General features: G+C 71.6%; 19 protein-coding genes. 12 read left to right on the plus strand and 7 right to left on the minus strand.

Annotated features, from left to right (window positions below; all coding sequences use genetic code 11):
- Positions 1-6: 6 nt before the first annotated feature.
- The 6 genes from AW273_RS11420 (at position 7) to AW273_RS11445 (ending at position 4,826) form a co-directional block, all read left to right on the plus strand.
- Entirely contained in the window at positions 7-333 is a 327-nt protein-coding gene (locus AW273_RS11420) for an urease subunit beta (RefSeq protein ID WP_062348062.1), read from the plus strand.
- Between the two features lie 7 nt (positions 334-340).
- A complete protein-coding gene (locus AW273_RS11425; protein WP_062348440.1) occupies positions 341-2,053 on the plus strand; it encodes an urease subunit alpha in 1,713 nt (570 codons plus the stop codon).
- A gap of 10 nt (positions 2,054-2,063) precedes the next feature.
- Positions 2,064-2,867 (plus strand): urease accessory protein UreF, encoded by an 804-nt coding sequence (locus tag AW273_RS11430; RefSeq protein WP_232327297.1) that lies wholly within the window; start codon positions 2,064-2,066, stop codon positions 2,865-2,867.
- Positions 2,857-3,534 carry an urease accessory protein UreG gene (gene ureG / locus AW273_RS11435; RefSeq protein WP_062348064.1) on the plus strand — a complete coding sequence of 226 codons (678 nt, stop codon included), beginning with the start codon at positions 2,857-2,859 and terminating at the stop codon, positions 3,532-3,534. The genes AW273_RS11430 and ureG overlap by 11 nt, the downstream gene beginning before the upstream one ends.
- Positions 3,531-4,337 carry an urease accessory protein UreD gene (locus AW273_RS11440; protein ID WP_063909924.1) on the plus strand — a complete coding sequence of 269 codons (807 nt, stop codon included), beginning with the start codon at positions 3,531-3,533 and terminating at the stop codon, positions 4,335-4,337. Before ureG ends, AW273_RS11440 begins: the two co-directional genes overlap by 4 nt.
- A 66-nt stretch (positions 4,338-4,403) precedes the next feature.
- On the plus strand, positions 4,404-4,826 hold the full coding sequence (locus tag AW273_RS11445; RefSeq protein ID WP_062348065.1) for a hypothetical protein: 423 nt from the start codon (positions 4,404-4,406) through the stop codon (positions 4,824-4,826).
- On the opposite strand, the gene era is transcribed toward AW273_RS11445, so the two are convergent.
- The 3 genes from era to AW273_RS11460 are packed head-to-tail and all read right to left on the minus strand — an operon-like array spanning position 4,817 to position 6,706.
- Positions 4,817-5,731, minus strand: a complete 915-nt coding sequence (era, locus tag AW273_RS11450) for a GTPase Era (RefSeq protein WP_062348067.1) — start codon at positions 5,729-5,731, stop codon at positions 4,817-4,819. The genes AW273_RS11445 and era overlap by 10 nt on opposite strands.
- Positions 5,724-6,053: a cytidine deaminase-like protein gene (locus AW273_RS11455; protein WP_062348069.1), complete on the minus strand. Its 330-nt coding sequence runs from the start codon at positions 6,051-6,053 to the stop codon at positions 5,724-5,726. Before AW273_RS11455 ends, era begins: the two co-directional genes overlap by 8 nt.
- Entirely contained in the window at positions 6,050-6,706 is a 657-nt protein-coding gene (locus tag AW273_RS11460) for a hypothetical protein (protein WP_062348071.1), read from the minus strand. Before AW273_RS11460 ends, AW273_RS11455 begins: the two co-directional genes overlap by 4 nt.
- 303 nt (positions 6,707-7,009) lie before the next feature.
- Here AW273_RS11460 and AW273_RS11465 point away from each other — a divergent pair, with 303 nt between their 5' ends.
- From AW273_RS11465 to AW273_RS11480, 4 genes are all read left to right on the plus strand, one after another.
- Positions 7,010-7,399 carry a pyridoxamine 5'-phosphate oxidase family protein gene (locus tag AW273_RS11465; RefSeq protein ID WP_157555710.1) on the plus strand — a complete coding sequence of 130 codons (390 nt, stop codon included), beginning with the start codon at positions 7,010-7,012 and terminating at the stop codon, positions 7,397-7,399.
- Positions 7,400-7,495: 96 nt separating this feature from the next.
- A complete protein-coding gene (gene cseB / locus AW273_RS11470) occupies positions 7,496-8,158 on the plus strand; it encodes a two-component system response regulator CseB (protein WP_062348074.1) in 663 nt (220 codons plus the stop codon).
- A gap of 1 nt (position 8,159) precedes the next feature.
- Complete coding sequence (locus AW273_RS11475) at positions 8,160-9,317, plus strand: sensor histidine kinase (RefSeq protein ID WP_062348076.1); 1,158 nt, start codon at positions 8,160-8,162, stop codon at positions 9,315-9,317.
- A gap of 105 nt (positions 9,318-9,422) precedes the next feature.
- Positions 9,423-9,929 carry a M15 family metallopeptidase gene (locus tag AW273_RS11480; protein ID WP_062348078.1) on the plus strand — a complete coding sequence of 169 codons (507 nt, stop codon included), beginning with the start codon at positions 9,423-9,425 and terminating at the stop codon, positions 9,927-9,929.
- Position 9,930: 1 nt separating this feature from the next.
- Here the strand turns inward: AW273_RS11480 and AW273_RS11485 are convergent, their stop codons facing one another.
- From AW273_RS11485 to AW273_RS11500, 4 genes are read right to left on the minus strand one after another with little or no spacing between them, the layout of a single operon-like run.
- Entirely contained in the window at positions 9,931-11,202 is a 1,272-nt protein-coding gene (locus AW273_RS11485; RefSeq protein ID WP_062348080.1) for a hemolysin family protein, read from the minus strand.
- Positions 11,203-11,207: 5 nt separating this feature from the next.
- Positions 11,208-11,672, minus strand: coding sequence for an rRNA maturation RNase YbeY (ybeY, locus tag AW273_RS11490; protein ID WP_062340126.1), 465 nt, complete (start codon positions 11,670-11,672; stop codon positions 11,208-11,210).
- On the minus strand, positions 11,669-12,691 hold the full coding sequence (locus AW273_RS11495; protein WP_062348081.1) for a PhoH family protein: 1,023 nt from the start codon (positions 12,689-12,691) through the stop codon (positions 11,669-11,671). The genes ybeY and AW273_RS11495 overlap by 4 nt, the downstream gene beginning before the upstream one ends.
- Positions 12,692-12,750: 59 nt before the next feature.
- Entirely contained in the window at positions 12,751-13,092 is a 342-nt protein-coding gene (locus tag AW273_RS11500) for a histidine triad nucleotide-binding protein (RefSeq protein ID WP_062348083.1), read from the minus strand.
- Positions 13,093-13,347: 255 nt separating this feature from the next.
- Here AW273_RS11500 and AW273_RS11505 point away from each other — a divergent pair, with 255 nt between their 5' ends.
- Entirely contained in the window at positions 13,348-13,827 is a 480-nt protein-coding gene (locus tag AW273_RS11505; RefSeq protein WP_051759275.1) for a SigE family RNA polymerase sigma factor, read from the plus strand.
- Entirely contained in the window at positions 13,824-14,531 is a 708-nt protein-coding gene (locus tag AW273_RS11510) for a hypothetical protein (RefSeq protein ID WP_062348085.1), read from the plus strand. The genes AW273_RS11505 and AW273_RS11510 overlap by 4 nt, the downstream gene beginning before the upstream one ends.
- The last annotated feature ends 58 nt before the right edge of the window (positions 14,532-14,589 follow it).

The following is a 14,589-nucleotide window of genomic DNA, read 5'->3' on the forward strand; positions in this document are numbered from 1 at the left end:
GCGTTGATGACCGTCCCCGGAGAGATCATCCCGGGCGAGACGCCCGTCCCGCTGAACCCGGGGCGTGAGCGGGTGACCGTGCGTGTGGTGAACACCGCCGACCGGCCCGTCCAGGTGGGCTCCCACTACCATTTCGCCGCCGCCAACCCGGGGCTCGACTTCGACCGCGAGGCCGCCTGGGGCCACCGGCTCGACGTGCCGGCGGGCACCGCCGTCCGGTTCGAGCCGGGCGTCGAGCGTGACGTCACCCTGGTGCCCATCACCGGGAAGCGGGTCGTGCCCGGCCTGCGCTCCGAATGGGCCGGCCCTCTCGACGGGAGCCCCCATGCCTGAGACCCGCATTCCTGAGATCGGCCGCGCCCGATACGCCGCCCTCTACGGCCCGACCACCGGCGACCGCATCCGGCTGGCCGACACCGACCTGTTCGTCGAGGTCACCGACGACCTCGCGATGGGGCCCGCCGGGGCCGGCGACGAGGCGGTGTTCGGCGGCGGCAAGGTGATCCGCGAGTCGATGGGCCAGGCCCGCGCCACCCGCGCCGAGGGCGCCCCCGACCTGGTCATCACCGGTGCGGTCATCCTCGACCACTGGGGCGTCGTCAAGGCCGACATCGGGGTGCGCGACGGCCGGATCGTCGCCATCGGCAAGGCCGGCAACCCCGACACGATGGACGGGGTCCACCCCGACCTGGTGATCGGCCCGTCGACCGAGATCCTGGCCGGCAACGGCAAGATCGTCACGGCCGGGGCGGTCGACTCCCACGTCCACCTGATCTGCCCCCAGATCGTCGAGGAGGCCCTGGCCAGTGGCGTGACCACCCTGGTCGGCGGCGGCACGGGCCCGGCCGAGGGCACCAAGGCGACCACCGTCACCGGAGCCTGGTACGTCGGCCGGATCCTGGAGGCGATGGACGGCATGCCCGTCAACGTCGCCCTGCTCGGCAAGGGCAACACGGTCAGCAGCGAGGCGCTGCTGGAGCAGCTCAGGGCGGGCGCGTCGGGCTTCAAGCTGCACGAGGACTGGGGCACCACCCCCGCCGCGATCGACGCCTGCCTGGCGGTCTGCGACGTGACCGGGGTGCAGGTCGCCATCCACACCGACACTCTCAACGAGGCCGGGTTCGTCGAGTCGACCCTGGCCGCGATCAACGGCCGGAGCATCCACGCCTACCACACCGAGGGCGCCGGAGGCGGGCACGCCCCCGACATCATCAAGGTCGCCGGGGAGCGCAACATCCTGCCGTCGTCGACCAACCCGACCCGGCCCCACACGGTCAACACCCACCACGAGCACCTCGACATGCTCATGGTCTGCCACCACCTGAACCCGTCGATCCCGGAGGATCTGGCCTTCGCCGAGTCCCGCATCCGCCCGTCGACGATGGCGGCCGAAGACGTCCTGCACGACATCGGCGCCATCTCGATGATCGGCTCGGACGCCCAGGCCATGGGCCGCGTCGGCGAGACGATCATCCGCACCTGGCAGACGGCCCACGTCATGAAGAAGCGCCGCGGCGCCCTGGAGGGCGTGGCCGACAATCTCAGGGCCCGCCGGTACGTCGCCAAATACACCATCAACCCGGCGATCGCCCACGGCCTCGACGCCGAGGTCGGCTCGGTGGAGGTCGGCAAGCTCGCCGACCTGGTGTTGTGGACCCCGGCGTTCTTCGGCGTGAAGCCCGACCTGGTGGTCAAGGGCGGCATGATCGCCTACGCCCAGATGGGCGACGCCAACGCGTCCATCCCGACCCCGCAGCCGGTCCTCCCCCGCCCGATGTTCGGCGCCTACGGCGCGGCCCCGGCGCGGACCTCGGTCCACTTCGTCGCGCCCCTGGCCCTCGAAGGCGATCTGGCCGACCGCCTGCGGGTGAACCGGCGGCTGGTGCCGGTGGCCGACGTCCGGTCCCGGGGCAAGGAGTCGATGCCCCTGAACGACGCCCTGCCCGACATCGAGGTCCACCCCGACACGTTCGCCGTGAAGGTGAACGGCGAACTGATCGAACCGGCCCCGGCCGAGGTCCTGCCCATGGCCCAGCGCTACTTCCTCTTCTAGGAAAACGACCATGGACGGAACGGCTGCCGGAGGACCCGCCGTGAACGGCGCGGCCCCCGGGATGCCGCCCACACACGGTCTGGCCGGTCTTCTGCTGCTCGCCGACTCGCGGTTGCCCGCGGGCGGCCACGCCCATTCGGGCGGCGCGGAGGAGGCCTGCCGCACCGGCGCGATCTCCGGCCCCGAGGACCTGGCGCGGTTCCTCCGGGGCCGGCTCGCGACGGCGGGCCGGGTGGCGGCGGCCCTGGCCTGGTCCGCGTGCGTGGCGGCCCATGACCCGAAATTTCCGGACATGAGGCGGCCGAACTCCCACAACACGGCTCCGGACGGGCACGCACATGCGGCCGATGCCGCCACCGCCTGGCGGCTGCTGGACGCCGAGGCCGACGCCCGGATCGCCTCTCCCGCCCAGCGGCTGGCCAGCCGCACCCAGGGCCGTCTCCTGGTCAGGACCGCGAAACGCGTCTGGCCGTCCACGGCGCTCGGCACCCTGGCCGGGGCCGTCCCCGACGGCGCCCACCACCCGATCGCCCTCGGCGCCGCCGCCCAGGCCGCCGGGTGCACTCCGGCCCAGGCCGCCATGGCCGCCGCCTACACGTCCGTCACCGGTGCGGCCACGGCCGCGGTCAGGCTGCTGGGGCTCGACCCGGTGACCGTGCACCGCGTCCTGGCCGAACTCCCCCTGGCGGACCTCACCGACTCGGTCATCGCCGAACAGCACGACTGGTCAGCGCTACCCGCGCACGCCGCCCCCGCTCTCGATCTGCTGGCCGAACAGCACCTACGTACGGAGGTAAGGCTCTTTGTCAGCTAACCACGATGACCACCACGACGCGCCCGACGGGCACGGCCGGGCGCTGCGCCTGGGCATCGGCGGCCCGGTCGGGAGCGGCAAGACCGCTCTCACCGCGGCGCTCTGCCGGAGCCTCGGCCCGTCGCTGCGCCTGGGCGTGGTGACGAACGACATCTACACGACCGAGGACGCCGACTTCCTGCGCAGAGCCGGCGTCATCGACCCCGACCGGATCATGGCCGTGCAGACGGGCTGCTGCCCGCACACCGCGATCCGCGACGACATCGCCGCCAACGTCGACGCCGTCGAGACCCTGGAGGAGCGCTTCGGCCCCCTCGACCTGGTCATCGTCGAGTCGGGCGGCGACAACCTGACCGCGACGTTCAGCCGGGGCCTGGCCGACCGCCAGATCTTCGTCCTGGACGTCTCCGGCGGCGACAAGGTCCCCCGCAAGGGCGGCCCCGGCGTCACGTCGGCCGACCTGCTGGTCGTCAACAAGACCGACCTGGCCCCGATGGTCGGCGCCGACCTCACGGTCATGTCCCGCGACGCGGCGGCCGTCCGGGAGGGCAAGCCGGTGTTGTTCACCTCGATCCGCGAGGACAGGGGTGCCCATTCGGTCGCCGAATGGGTCGCCGGCATCGTCGAGTCGTGGCGGCACCAGCACTCCCACAGCCACCTGTCATGACGAAAGCGCTGGTCCGGGCCCGTGCGATCCTCCGCACGGGCCTGGACGACCGGGGCCTCACCCGCATCGAGACCATGCGCTCCGACCCGCCCCTGACCCTGCGCCAGACCGCGCCGGGCGAGATCCATCTCGTCTCCACGGGCGCCGGCCCGCTGGGCGGCGACCACCTCCGCCTCGACATCGAGGTCGCCGAGGGCACCTCCCTGACGGTCCGCTCCATCGCGAGCACGCTGGTGCTGCCCGGCACCGGCCGCTCCCTGATGGAGATCCACGTCGACGTGGCCTCCGGCGCCACCCTCGTCTTCGCCCCCGAGCCGACGGTCCTGGCGGCCGGCTGCGACCACCGGATGACCACGACCATCGCACTGGCCCCGGACGCGTCCCTCTTCTGGCGCGAGGAGATCGTCTTCGGCCGCCACGGCGAGCGGCCCGGCCGCTGCCACTCCCGCTTCGACGCGACGGTCGGCGGCCGCCCCCTGCTCCGCCAGGAGTTCGTCGTGGGCGACCCGGAATCCGACGGCAGCCCAGCGGTGTTCGGTACGGCCCGCTGCGTCGGCAGCACCCTCATCACGACCGAAACCCCGGCGGACGAGCCGAAAAGCGACCCCAGGGAGGCGGAAGTCGCCGAAGGGGTCGCCGTGCTCCCGCTGGCCGGTCCCGGCACTCTCGTCTCGGCGCTCGCCGCCGACGCCGTCGAACTCCGCGCCCGGCTCTCCTGGGGAGAGAGCCGCGTGTCCATTCAGGCAGATTCGCCAGCGCGAGCCACCGTCGGCCTCCGGCCGCCGGCGTCTCGCTTCCCCTAGGGTGGAGAGGTGGCAACCGCACATCCCTCCAGACCGGATCGAAGCGGGACAAGCGCCTTATTGGGCGTGGCCGTCGTCGCCGCCGGGCTCGCCCTCGCCGTCACCGGTGTGCTGCCCTGGGCCGGAATAAGCGCCACCTTCGGGGTCGTCAACGCCGACCTGACCTCCGTCCACGGAACCGAAGACGGGGCCGGATGGTGGGTGATGGGGTCGGGCGTCGTCGCCGCCGGGCTGGGCGCGCTGGGCATCTCGCGCAGCCGGATCATCACCGGCCTGGCCATCCTGCCGGGCGCGGTCGCGGCGTTCTCGCTGGCCATGTTCCTGACCAGGCCCCATGGGTTCGACCGGCTCACGATGGCCATCCCCGGCCTGGTCAGGGTCGAACCCGTGATCCTCTACGGCTGGTGGGCCGGCCTGGGCGCCTCGATCGTGCTCGCCGCGCTGGCCTGCGTGGCGCTCATGAGGCGCCGCCCGCCGGATCAGTCGTAGAAGCCGAGCCGGCGCAACTGCTTCGGGTCGCGCTGCCACTCCTTGGCGACCTTGACCCGCAGGTCGAGGTAGACGCGGCTGCCGAGCAGCGCCTCGATCTGCTTGCGGGCCCTGCTCCCCACGTCTTTCAGCCGCGAGCCGCCGGGACCGATGACGATGGCCTTCTGCGAGTCGCGTTCGACGAACATGAAGGCGTACACGTCGAGCAGGTCGTCGCGCCCCTCACGGGGGCCCATCTCCTCGACGACCACCGCGATCGAGTGGGGCAGCTCGTCGCGCACGCCCTCCAGGGCCGCCTCGCGGATCAGCTCGGCGACCAGCACCTGCTCGGGCTCGTCGGTCAGCTCGCCGCCGGCGTAGAGGGGCGGCGACTCGGGCAGGCGCTCGATCAGCAGGTCGGCCAGCACGTCGAGCTGGTCGTCGCCCTTCGCCGACACCGGCACGATCTCGGCGAACTCGGCGAGCTGCGACACGGCGAGCAGCTGCTTGGCGACCTCCTCGCGGGAGGCCAGGTCACACTTGGTGACCACCGCGACCACGGGCGTCTTCTTGACCGCGCCGAGCTTCTCGGCGATGAACCGGTCGCCCTTCCCGATGGGCTCGTTGGCCGGGACGCAGAACCCCAGCACGTCGACCTCGGTCAGCGTGGAGAGCACCAGGCTGTCGAGCCGCTCCCCCAGGAGGGTGCGGGGCCGGTGGAGGCCGGGGGTGTCGACGATGACGAGCTGCGCGTCGGGCCGGTGGACGATGCCGCGGATCACCCGCCGGGTGGTCTGAGGCTTGGAGGAGGTGATCGCGACCTTGGTGCCGACCAGGGCGTTCATCAAGGTCGACTTGCCCACGTTGGGCCGCCCCACGAACGCGGCGAACCCCGCGCGGAACTCAGACGCCGACCGATCAGACATAACGGCCCTTCAGCGAGCCGTCGGCGCCCGCGTGGAACAGGATGGCGTTGCCCAGGTCCTCCACCGCCGACAGGTCTTCCCGGGCGGGCTCCTCGGCGTCGTTGACGAGCGCCGCGGCCTCCAGGCCCTGGGCCCCGCTCGACACCGCCGTCGCCACCGCGACCTGCACGGCGGTCAGCCGCAGCGAGGGCAGGTTCACGTCGGTCGCGACATAGGTCCGGCCGGTCTCGTCACGGACGGCGGCGCCTTCGGCGGTGCCGTTCCTGGCCCTGGCCGACCGCGCCAGGGTGAGGATCTTTTGGTCTTCAGGGTCGAGCGTCACAGGTCAAGGGTAGCGACCTTGCGGGACACCAATCGGGCCAGTTCCTCGGTCGTGCGGGCGTCGGCGCCGCTCATGCCGGCGTTCACCAGGCCGATCACCGCCCCGCCCTGCCGGGCCACGATCAGGTGCATCTCGTAGGGATAGCCGCCGACCCGCCCGACCAGGCGGCGCGCGACGCCGCCGCCTACGAGCACCTTCTCCGAGACCGCGAGCGGGGCCACCGTCAGCCGGTTGACCTCGCCGGGGGCCTGGTCGCGGGCCGTGGTGCAGGCGCGGGAGGCCTTGGCCAGGGCGTCCATCTGCTCGGCGGCCTCGCGGGAGCCGTAGAGGGCGAGTGAGACGGCGGCCGTCTGGCCGACGCCCTCGCCCAGGTAGCTGGCGGTGGTGGCGGCGGTCAGGCCCTTGCGGGCGGGCCGGCCGGCCATCAGGTTGAACAGGCGGCGGCACTCCTGCACGACCGGCTTGAACGGTTCCTCCCAGCCGGGCCGCGACCGGGTCGCGAAACCGCGCGGGATCTCGTCGAGATCGGCGAACAGCGCCTTGATCTTGAGCGCCTGCGGGGTGGAGCGGACGTCGCCGACGGGGGCCGAGCCGCACCCGGCGACGGCGGCGGCGAGCAGACAGCAGGCGATGGTCAGTCTCGCCACGCGCATTTTCAGGTCCCCCCGTCGACATCCCCCGGGCTACATTCCCGAATGGCGACGGGCCTAAAAACATCATTAGGGGGCTCTCGCCGGACGAGAGCCCCCTAATCGATGATCCCCCTCAGATCAGCCGGTGCGCCGCGAACCCCTCCCGGCGCACCGATCGACCCCTTGTTCGGCGCCCCGAACCCCTCCCGGACGCCTTGAGGAAAGAATGCCGGAGATGACTTGCAAGTCGCTTAAAGAACGCTTGCGGAGAAACTCCCTGTCGGATGCAAGACACACCCAAGCAGCTGAGAGCATTCTTGGCACGTGACAACCGCGCTCGCCCACCACCGACGCCTCTTGCAGGAGTACGTCGGCAGCGCCCGGCTCATGTCCCTGTCCGCCGTCGACGGCGATGGGGCACCGGCGCTCCTCCCCCTGCCCTTCCACGCGGCCTTCGGCCCCGACCGGCTCCTGTTCATCGCCCACCGCGACCGCCCGCTGGTGGCCGGCCTGGCCGTTCGACCGAAGGTGGCGGGCTCGATCATCGCCGGAGAGGGGCGCGGCGTGACCTTCGCGGGCCTGGCCACCGCCGCCGAGTCACCCGACCCGGTCAGGCTGGCCCCGGGCGAGCGGCTCTACCGGATCGACGTCACCGAGTGGTTACTCTTCGACGAGCACGCCTACGAGTACCGCGTCCACCCGATCAGGACGTAGGAACCCGCCGATTCACGGCTGATACCCGGCTGAGGCGGGGCGGCCGTCCGGTCCGCGTATTCTGCATCGGACCTGTTCGCGCGTCATTGGAGATCGATGTCGGTTTCGGTGCTCCTGGTCGAGGACGACGAGGTGATCCGCAGAAGCGTCGGCATGGCTTTGGAGCGCTACGGCTACCGCGTCGCCTCGGCGGCCGACGGCCTGACCGGCCTGGAGCGGTTCCGATCCGGCGGCCACGACCTCCTGCTGCTCGACGTGATGCTGCCCGGCCTCGACGGCATCGGACTGTGCCGCCGGGTCCGCGAGACCAGCCTGGTCCCGATCCTGATGATGTCGGCGCGCGGCGACGCCCTGGACGTGGTGTCCGGGCTGGAGGCCGGGGCCGACGACTACGTGGTCAAGCCCGCCGACACCTCCGTGCTGGTGGCCAGGATCCGGGCACTGCTGCGCCGGGCCACGCCCGCCCCCGGCACCCCCCGTCTCGTCTTCGGCGACCTGACCGTCGACCCCGAGGCGCTGGAGGTGTACGTCGCGGGCGAGCGGATCTCCCTGGCGCCCACCGAGTTGCGGCTGCTGCTGGAGTTCGCCGCCAATCCCGGCATCGTCCTGGACCGTCAGACGCTCCTGCGCGACGTCTGGGACTACGGCTGGGACGGCGACAGCCGGGTCGTCGACCTGTGCGTCCAGCGGCTGCGCAGGAAGATCGGCGCCGACCGGGTCGAGACGGTCCGCGGGTTCGGCTACAAGCTGCGGCGCTGAGATGTCCCCCTGGAGATCCCTGCGCTGGCAGATCGCCGCCCTGGTCGCCGTGGCGTCCGGCGTGGTGGCGCTGGCCGTCGGCCTCCTGGTCCACCGGAGCACCTTCGACCGCTCACTGAACCTCGGCAGAGACCGGGCCCTGACCGCCCTGATGGCCGACCCGGCCGACCCGGGCCCGCTCCCGGCCGCGCTGGCCGCCCAGATCGGCGGGCCGGACACCTACGTCACCTGGTACGACGACCGCGACCCCGACGTCCCGTGGATGTGGGCGGCCACCACCGCCAAGGCCGTCAGGATCGACATGGGCGGGGAGCTCCGCAACCTGCGCGCCCTCGACCGCCACATCGTGCTCGCTTCGCTGGGCGTCCTGGGCCTGGTGGTGCCGCTGGCGGCGCTGGCCGCCGAACTGCCCAACCACCGCCTCAGGCGGGTCGCCCGCACCGCCCGCCGCGTCGCCGACGGCGACCTGGAGGCCCGCACCTCGGCCGGACGCGGCGGCGACGAGATCACCGGCATCGCCGCCGCCGTCGACACGATGGCCGCGGCCCTGCACGACCGCCTGCGCACCGAGCAGCGGTTCACCGCCGACGTCGCCCACGAGCTGCGCACCCCGCTGACGGGCCTGGTCACCTCGGCCGAGCTCCTGCCCGAGGGGGAGGCGACCGACCTGGTGCGCGACCGGGTCCGCGTCCTGCGCACCCTCGTGGAGAACCTGCTGGAGATCTCCCGCCTGGACGCGGGCGCCGAATCCGCCGACCGGGTGGAGGTTCCGCTGGGCCGCTTCGCCGGCGACTGCGTGCACCGCACGGGCCTGGCGGCCGAGGTGACCGTGCACGGCGACCCGATCGCCGTGACCGACCCCCGCCGCCTCGACCGCATCCTCGCCAACCTGGTCGTCAACGCCCACCGCCACGGGAGGGCCCCGGTCGAGGTGCGTGTGGCGGGCACGACGATCACCGTCCGCGACCACGGGCCCGGTTTTCCCGCCTCGCTGCTCGCGGAGGGGCCGCGACGGTTCCGGACCGGGGCGAGCGAGCGCGGCCGAGGGCACGGCCTGGGGCTGACCATCGCCGCCGGGCAGGCCCGGGTCATCGGCGCCCGGCTCGGGTTCGCCAACGCTCCGGAGGGCGGCGCGGTCGCCACCGTGCGACTGAACTGATACACGGCCGAGCGACCGCCGAAACGCGGCCCCCGCGGGACTGACACCTGCGCCGACCAGCCTGAACGCATCCACCCGATGCCGATCAGGAACGGACGTTCACCCATGCGCCGCCGACTGGTGCCCCTGCTGCTCATTCTCACGACCGCCTGCGTGGCCCTGCCGGACGACCCGGTCGGCGTGGCGGACGGCTTCGTGGCCGACGGAGCGCACATCTCCCCGTTCGACACGGAGTTGCCCGCGATCACGAACCTGGACCCCGCCCTGCTGCGGGCCGTGCGCTCGGCCGCCCGCGACGCCGCCGCCGACGGCGTCCCGCTGTTCCTCACCACCGCCTGGCGCAGCGAGCGCTACCAGCGGAAGCTGTACGACGAGGCGATCACCGAGTATGGGAGCGAGCAGGAGGCCCGCCGCTTCGTCAGCACCCCCGACCGCTCCCGTCACGTCACCGGCGACGCCGTCGACGTCGGCCCCACCGACGCCGACGACTGGCTCAACCGGCACGGCGCCGGGTACGGCCTCTGCCAGACGTACACGAACGAGATCTGGCACTTCGAACTGGCCACCGAGCCGGGCGGCGACTGCCCTCCGATGCGGCCGGACGCGTCGTGAGTCAGTGCCGCGCGACCGCGTCGTCGTCGACGCGCCGGACCACCACCGTGCTGATGCGGTTGCGGCGTCCCGCGAGTTCGTCGGCCCTCAGCCGCAGCCCGGCCACCGTCGCCTCGGAGCCCGCGATCGGCACGCGGCCGAGCGCGTGGGCCAGCAGGCCGCCCACGGTGTCGACGTCCTCCGACTCGATCTCGGTGTCGAACAGCTCCTCCAGCTCCCACACCGGCAGCCGGGCGGTGACCCGGACGGCGCCGTCGTCGAGGTGCTCGACGCGGGGGGCCTCCTGGTCGTATTCGTCGGCGATCTCGCCGACGATCTCCTCGATGACGTCCTCGATCGTGACCAGCCCGGCGGTGCCGCCGTATTCGTCGATCACGATCGCCAGGTGGATCTGCCGGGCCTGCATGTCGCGCAGCAGGTCGTCGATGGGCTTGCTCTCCGGGACGTAGGTCGCCGGGCGCATCAGCTCCTCGACCGCGCCCTCGTCGTCGCCGGTCTCCTGGATGCGGCGGACGATGTCTTTCAGGTAGGCGATGCCGATGACGTCGTCCTCGTTCTCGCCCGTCACCGGGACCCGGGAGAAGCCGCTGCGCAGCGCCAGCGACAGCGCCTGTTCGAGGGTCTTGTGGCGTTCGATGAAGACCATGTCGGTGCGGGGCACCATGACCTCGCGCACCAGCGTGTCGCCCAGCTCGAACACCGAGTGGATCATCTCGCGCTCGTCGGGCTCGATGACCCGCCGCTCCTCGGCCAGGTCGACCAGGTCGCGCAGCTCGGCCTCGGAGGTGAACGGCCCCTCGCGGAAGCCCTTGCCGGGCGTGACCGCGTTGCCGAGCAGGATCAGCAGCGTCGGCAGCGGCCCGAAGATCCGGGTCAGCCCGTAGACGACGGGCGCGCTGGCCAGCGCGATCGGCTCGGCGTGCTGGCGCCCGAGTGTGCGCGGGGAGACGCCGACGATGACGTAGGCGATGACGATCATGGCCCCGGCCGCCGCCGTGTAGGCCTGGCCCGTGTCGCCCAGCCAGTCGATGAACAGCAGCGTCGCGATCACGGTCGCGCCGAGCTCGCAGCTCATCCGCAGGAGCAGCAGCAGGTTCAGGTAGCGCGGGGGGTCGGCCACGATGGCCTGGAGGCGGTTCGCGCCGCGGCGCCCGTCTTTGACGAACTCCTCGGCGCGCACACGCGAGATCCGGGTGAGCGCCGTCTCCGCGCTCGCGAGCAGGCCGCCGCCGATGATGAGGGCGACGGCCGAGATCAACCAGCCGTTACTCATGGTTCCTAAGGGGCTGTTTTACGCCACGACTCCAGCAGCTCGCCCTGGAGGCCGAACATCTCGGCGTGCTCCTCGGGCTCGGCGTGGTCGTAGCCCAGCAGATGAAGGATGCCGTGGGTGCACAACAAATCGAGTTCGTCCTGCGTCGGATGGCCCGCCTCGGCGGCCTGCCGGGCCGCCACCGTCGGGCAGAGGACGACGTCGCCGAGCAGCGCGGGGTCGGGCGAGGCGTCGTCGTTGCGGCCCTGGCCGGGCCGGAGCTCGTCCATGGGGAAGGCCAGCACGTCGGTCGGGCCGGGCTCGCCCATCCACTGCTCGTGGAGGGCGGTCATCGCGGCCTCGTCGACGACCAGGATGGACAACTCGGCCAGGGAGTTGATGCCCATCTGGCCGAGGACGTGCCCGGCGAGGGCGACGAGGCGGTTCTCGTCGACCTCGGTGCCGGACTCGTTGTTGACCTCGATCGTCATCGCCGCCCCCTGGGCCGGTTGGTGCCGTTGGCGCGCGGGTCGGACGCCAGCGCGGCGTCGTAGCGGCCGTAGGCGTCGACGATCTGCCCCACCAGCTTGTGGCGGACCACGTCGGCGCTGGTCAGACGGCTGAAGTGGATGTCGTTGATGCCGTCGAGGATGTCCTGGACCACCCTGAGGCCGCTCTGGGTGCCGCCCGGCAGGTCGACCTGGGTGACGTCACCGGTGACGACGATCTTGGAGTTGAACCCCAGACGGGTCAGGAACATCTTCATCTGCTCGGGCGAGGTGTTCTGGGCCTCGTCGAGGATGATGAAGGCGTCGTTGAGGGTGCGGCCGCGCATGTAGGCCAGCGGGGCGACCTCGATCGTGCCCGCCGCCATCAGGCGCGGGATCGAGTCGGGGTCGATCATGTCGTGGAGGGCGTCGTAGAGCGGCCGCAGGTAGGGGTCGATCTTCTCGTAGAGCGTGCCGGGCAGGAAGCCCAGCCGCTCGCCGGCCTCCACGGCCGGGCGGGTCAGGATGATGCGGTTGACCCGCTTCTCCTGCAGGGCCTTCACGGCCTTGGCCATCGCCAGGTAGGTCTTGCCGGTGCCCGCGGGGCCGATGCCGAAGACGATCGTGTGCTTGTCGATCATGTCGACGTAGTTCTTCTGGTTGACCGTCTTCGGGCGGATCGTGCGCCCGCGCGAGGAGATGATGTCGAGCGAGAGCACCTCGGCCGGCCGGCCGTTGCTCTGACGCAGCATGGCGATGCTGCGCTCGACCGCGTCGGGGGTGAGCTGCGCCCCCGAACGGGCGAGCTCGACCAGCTCCTCGAACAGCCGGACGACGACACCGCTCTCGTCGGGGGACCCGGTGATGGTGATCTCGTTGCCCCGCACGTGGATGTCGGCCCGGAAGCTTCTCTCGATGACCCGGAGGAGCTCGTCACGCGAGCCCAGGATGCTGATCATCGCGTGCTCGTCGGGGATCACGACCTTGGCGTGGGTCTTCTGTGTTTCGCGCGTCTCGGACATGGGCGGCCTCGTCGGGCCTGCTCGCCTCCCTATTAACCGCTGTCAATGGTAGCCGTCCGCTACCCCATCTGGAGCGTCAGCGGCGCCCCGCCCAGCAGGTGGAGGTGGGCGTGGAAGACGCTCTGCCCCGAGTCGGGCCCGGTGTTCAGGACCAGCCGGTAGCCGGACTCGGCGATGCCCTCGGCGACCGCGACGGCCTTCGCCGTTTTGATCACCTCGTCGGCGAGACCAGCCTCCGCCAGTTCCCCCGCGTCGCGCACATGGTTTTTCGGTACGACCAGAACATGCGTGGGGGCATGGGGGTTGATGTCACGGAAGGCAAGTGTGGCGTCGGTCTCGTACACGACCGTCGCGGGTATCTCACGAGCCACGATTCCGCAGAACAGGCACTCATTCTTCACGGGGGAAGCCTAGCGTTGCCAATCGGTAATCCCCGGAATGTCCCGTGCAAAGATCTGCCCGGATAGGGTTTATGTGCGAGACTGCACCGTCAACCAATCCCCTGTGTCGGGCGAGGACACAACTGGGTCATGCCCCCTAATGATTCGGAAGAACGTAAACCCCCTGGCAAGGACGAGCGTCCTACTGATGTGACCACCGAGACCCTCGTGGCCGACAGGTCGCTGGGCACGGTGCCGGTCGGGTGGGATGCCGACATGGCCGTTACGGCGCTTTACAGCGCCCACTATCGGTCACTGGTGCGTCTCGCGGTGCTGCTGGTCCGCGATGTGGCCAGCGCCGAAGAAGTCGTGCAGGACGCGTTCGTCGCCATCCATGGCGCCTGGCGCAGGCTGCGCGACCCCGACAAGGCACTTGCGTACCTGCGACAGTCGGTCGTCAACCGTTCGCGCTCCGTGCTGCGCCATCGAGCCGTCGTGGAGAAGTACGCCCCCAAGGGCCTCCCCGACGCGCCGAGCGCCGAGAACGGCGCCATCGGCGAGCTTGAGCGCACCGCGGTGATCGAGGCGCTGCGCGCCCTGCCCCAGCGGCAGCGCGAGGCGCTGGTCCTGCGTTACTACGGCGACCTGTCCGAGGCCGAGATCGCCCACGCCATGGGCATCTCCAAAGGCGCGGTGAAGAGTCACACCGCCAGAGGCATGGCCTCATTACGTCAAGTGCTGGAGAAGTTCTCATGACCATCCCCCCCGACGAGCACGGCGACCTCCTCCGCCGTGTCATGCGCGCGGAGGCGGACTCGGTCGTGCCGTCTCCCGACGGACTGGAGATAATCCGCCACCGCATCGAGAACCGCGGCCTCCGCGGTCTGCTGTGGTGGCGCATAGGTGCGTCCGTGGCCGCCGCCGCCCTGGTGGCCGGAATCGTGGTCGTCTCGGTTCCTCAGATACGCGACAACGTGGGCATCATCGAGGTCAACACCGGAACCGAGCAGCCCCCCGCGGGAGAGCTGCCGAGTGCCGGCTCGACCGCCCAGCCGCCGCCGACCCAGGACCAGCCCGGGATCTCGATCACCACGCAGAATCCCACCCGGCCCGCGGAGACGACGCCCCCGGCGGCCTCGTCCGCCCCGTCGCAGCCCGCCGCCGCGCCGCCGCCCGAACCGTCGTCCGACCCGTGCGTCACCCCGGAGCCGACCCCGGCCCCCGACCCGGCCACCGCGGCGAAGTGCCCGACGCAGGAGGCCAACCCGAGCTCGGGACCCACGACGAAGCCGAACCCGGGCGGGACCAAGTCCCCGTCCAAGCCGTCTCCCACCCCGACGGCCGACGCCCCCAGCCCGACCCCCACAGGCTGCGGCGACAACTGTCCGACCCCGACGCCCGCCCCGTCTCCCGCGGAGACGCCGTCGACGACGGTGGAGGTCTCGGCCCCGGCGTCCTGAGCCTGTCGCGGCGGGCCTCCCCGGAACGTGCCAAGCACGCACCGAGGGGGCCCGTTTT

It is taken from the genome of Herbidospora yilanensis, from assembly GCF_001570565.1.
In the GTDB taxonomy this organism is placed as follows: domain Bacteria; phylum Actinomycetota; class Actinomycetes; order Streptosporangiales; family Streptosporangiaceae; genus Herbidospora; species Herbidospora yilanensis.

What these genes read in the sequence shown, in the direction of transcription:
- AW273_RS11420 (WP_062348062.1), top strand. Translation starts at nt 7, where the DNA reads ATGACCGTCCCCGGAGAGATCATCCCGGGCGAGACGCCCGTCCCGCTG.
- AW273_RS11430 (WP_232327297.1), top strand. Translation starts at nt 2,064, where the DNA reads ATGGACGGAACGGCTGCCGGAGGACCCGCCGTGAACGGCGCGGCCCCC.
- AW273_RS11440 (WP_063909924.1), top strand. Translation starts at nt 3,531, where the DNA reads ATGACGAAAGCGCTGGTCCGGGCCCGTGCGATCCTCCGCACGGGCCTG.
- era (WP_062348067.1), bottom strand. Translation starts at nt 5,731, where the DNA reads ATGTCTGATCGGTCGGCGTCTGAGTTCCGCGCGGGGTTCGCCGCGTTC.
- AW273_RS11460 (WP_062348071.1), bottom strand. Translation starts at nt 6,706, where the DNA reads ATGCGCGTGGCGAGACTGACCATCGCCTGCTGTCTGCTCGCCGCCGCC.
- cseB (WP_062348074.1), top strand. Translation starts at nt 7,496, where the DNA reads ATGTCGGTTTCGGTGCTCCTGGTCGAGGACGACGAGGTGATCCGCAGA.
- AW273_RS11475 (WP_062348076.1), top strand. Translation starts at nt 8,160, where the DNA reads ATGTCCCCCTGGAGATCCCTGCGCTGGCAGATCGCCGCCCTGGTCGCC.
- AW273_RS11480 (WP_062348078.1), top strand. Translation starts at nt 9,423, where the DNA reads ATGCGCCGCCGACTGGTGCCCCTGCTGCTCATTCTCACGACCGCCTGC.
- AW273_RS11485 (WP_062348080.1), bottom strand. Translation starts at nt 11,202, where the DNA reads ATGAGTAACGGCTGGTTGATCTCGGCCGTCGCCCTCATCATCGGCGGC.
- ybeY (WP_062340126.1), bottom strand. Translation starts at nt 11,672, where the DNA reads ATGACGATCGAGGTCAACAACGAGTCCGGCACCGAGGTCGACGAGAAC.
- AW273_RS11495 (WP_062348081.1), bottom strand. Translation starts at nt 12,691, where the DNA reads ATGTCCGAGACGCGCGAAACACAGAAGACCCACGCCAAGGTCGTGATC.
- AW273_RS11505 (WP_051759275.1), top strand. Translation starts at nt 13,348, where the DNA reads ATGGCCGTTACGGCGCTTTACAGCGCCCACTATCGGTCACTGGTGCGT.
- AW273_RS11510 (WP_062348085.1), top strand. Translation starts at nt 13,824, where the DNA reads ATGACCATCCCCCCCGACGAGCACGGCGACCTCCTCCGCCGTGTCATG.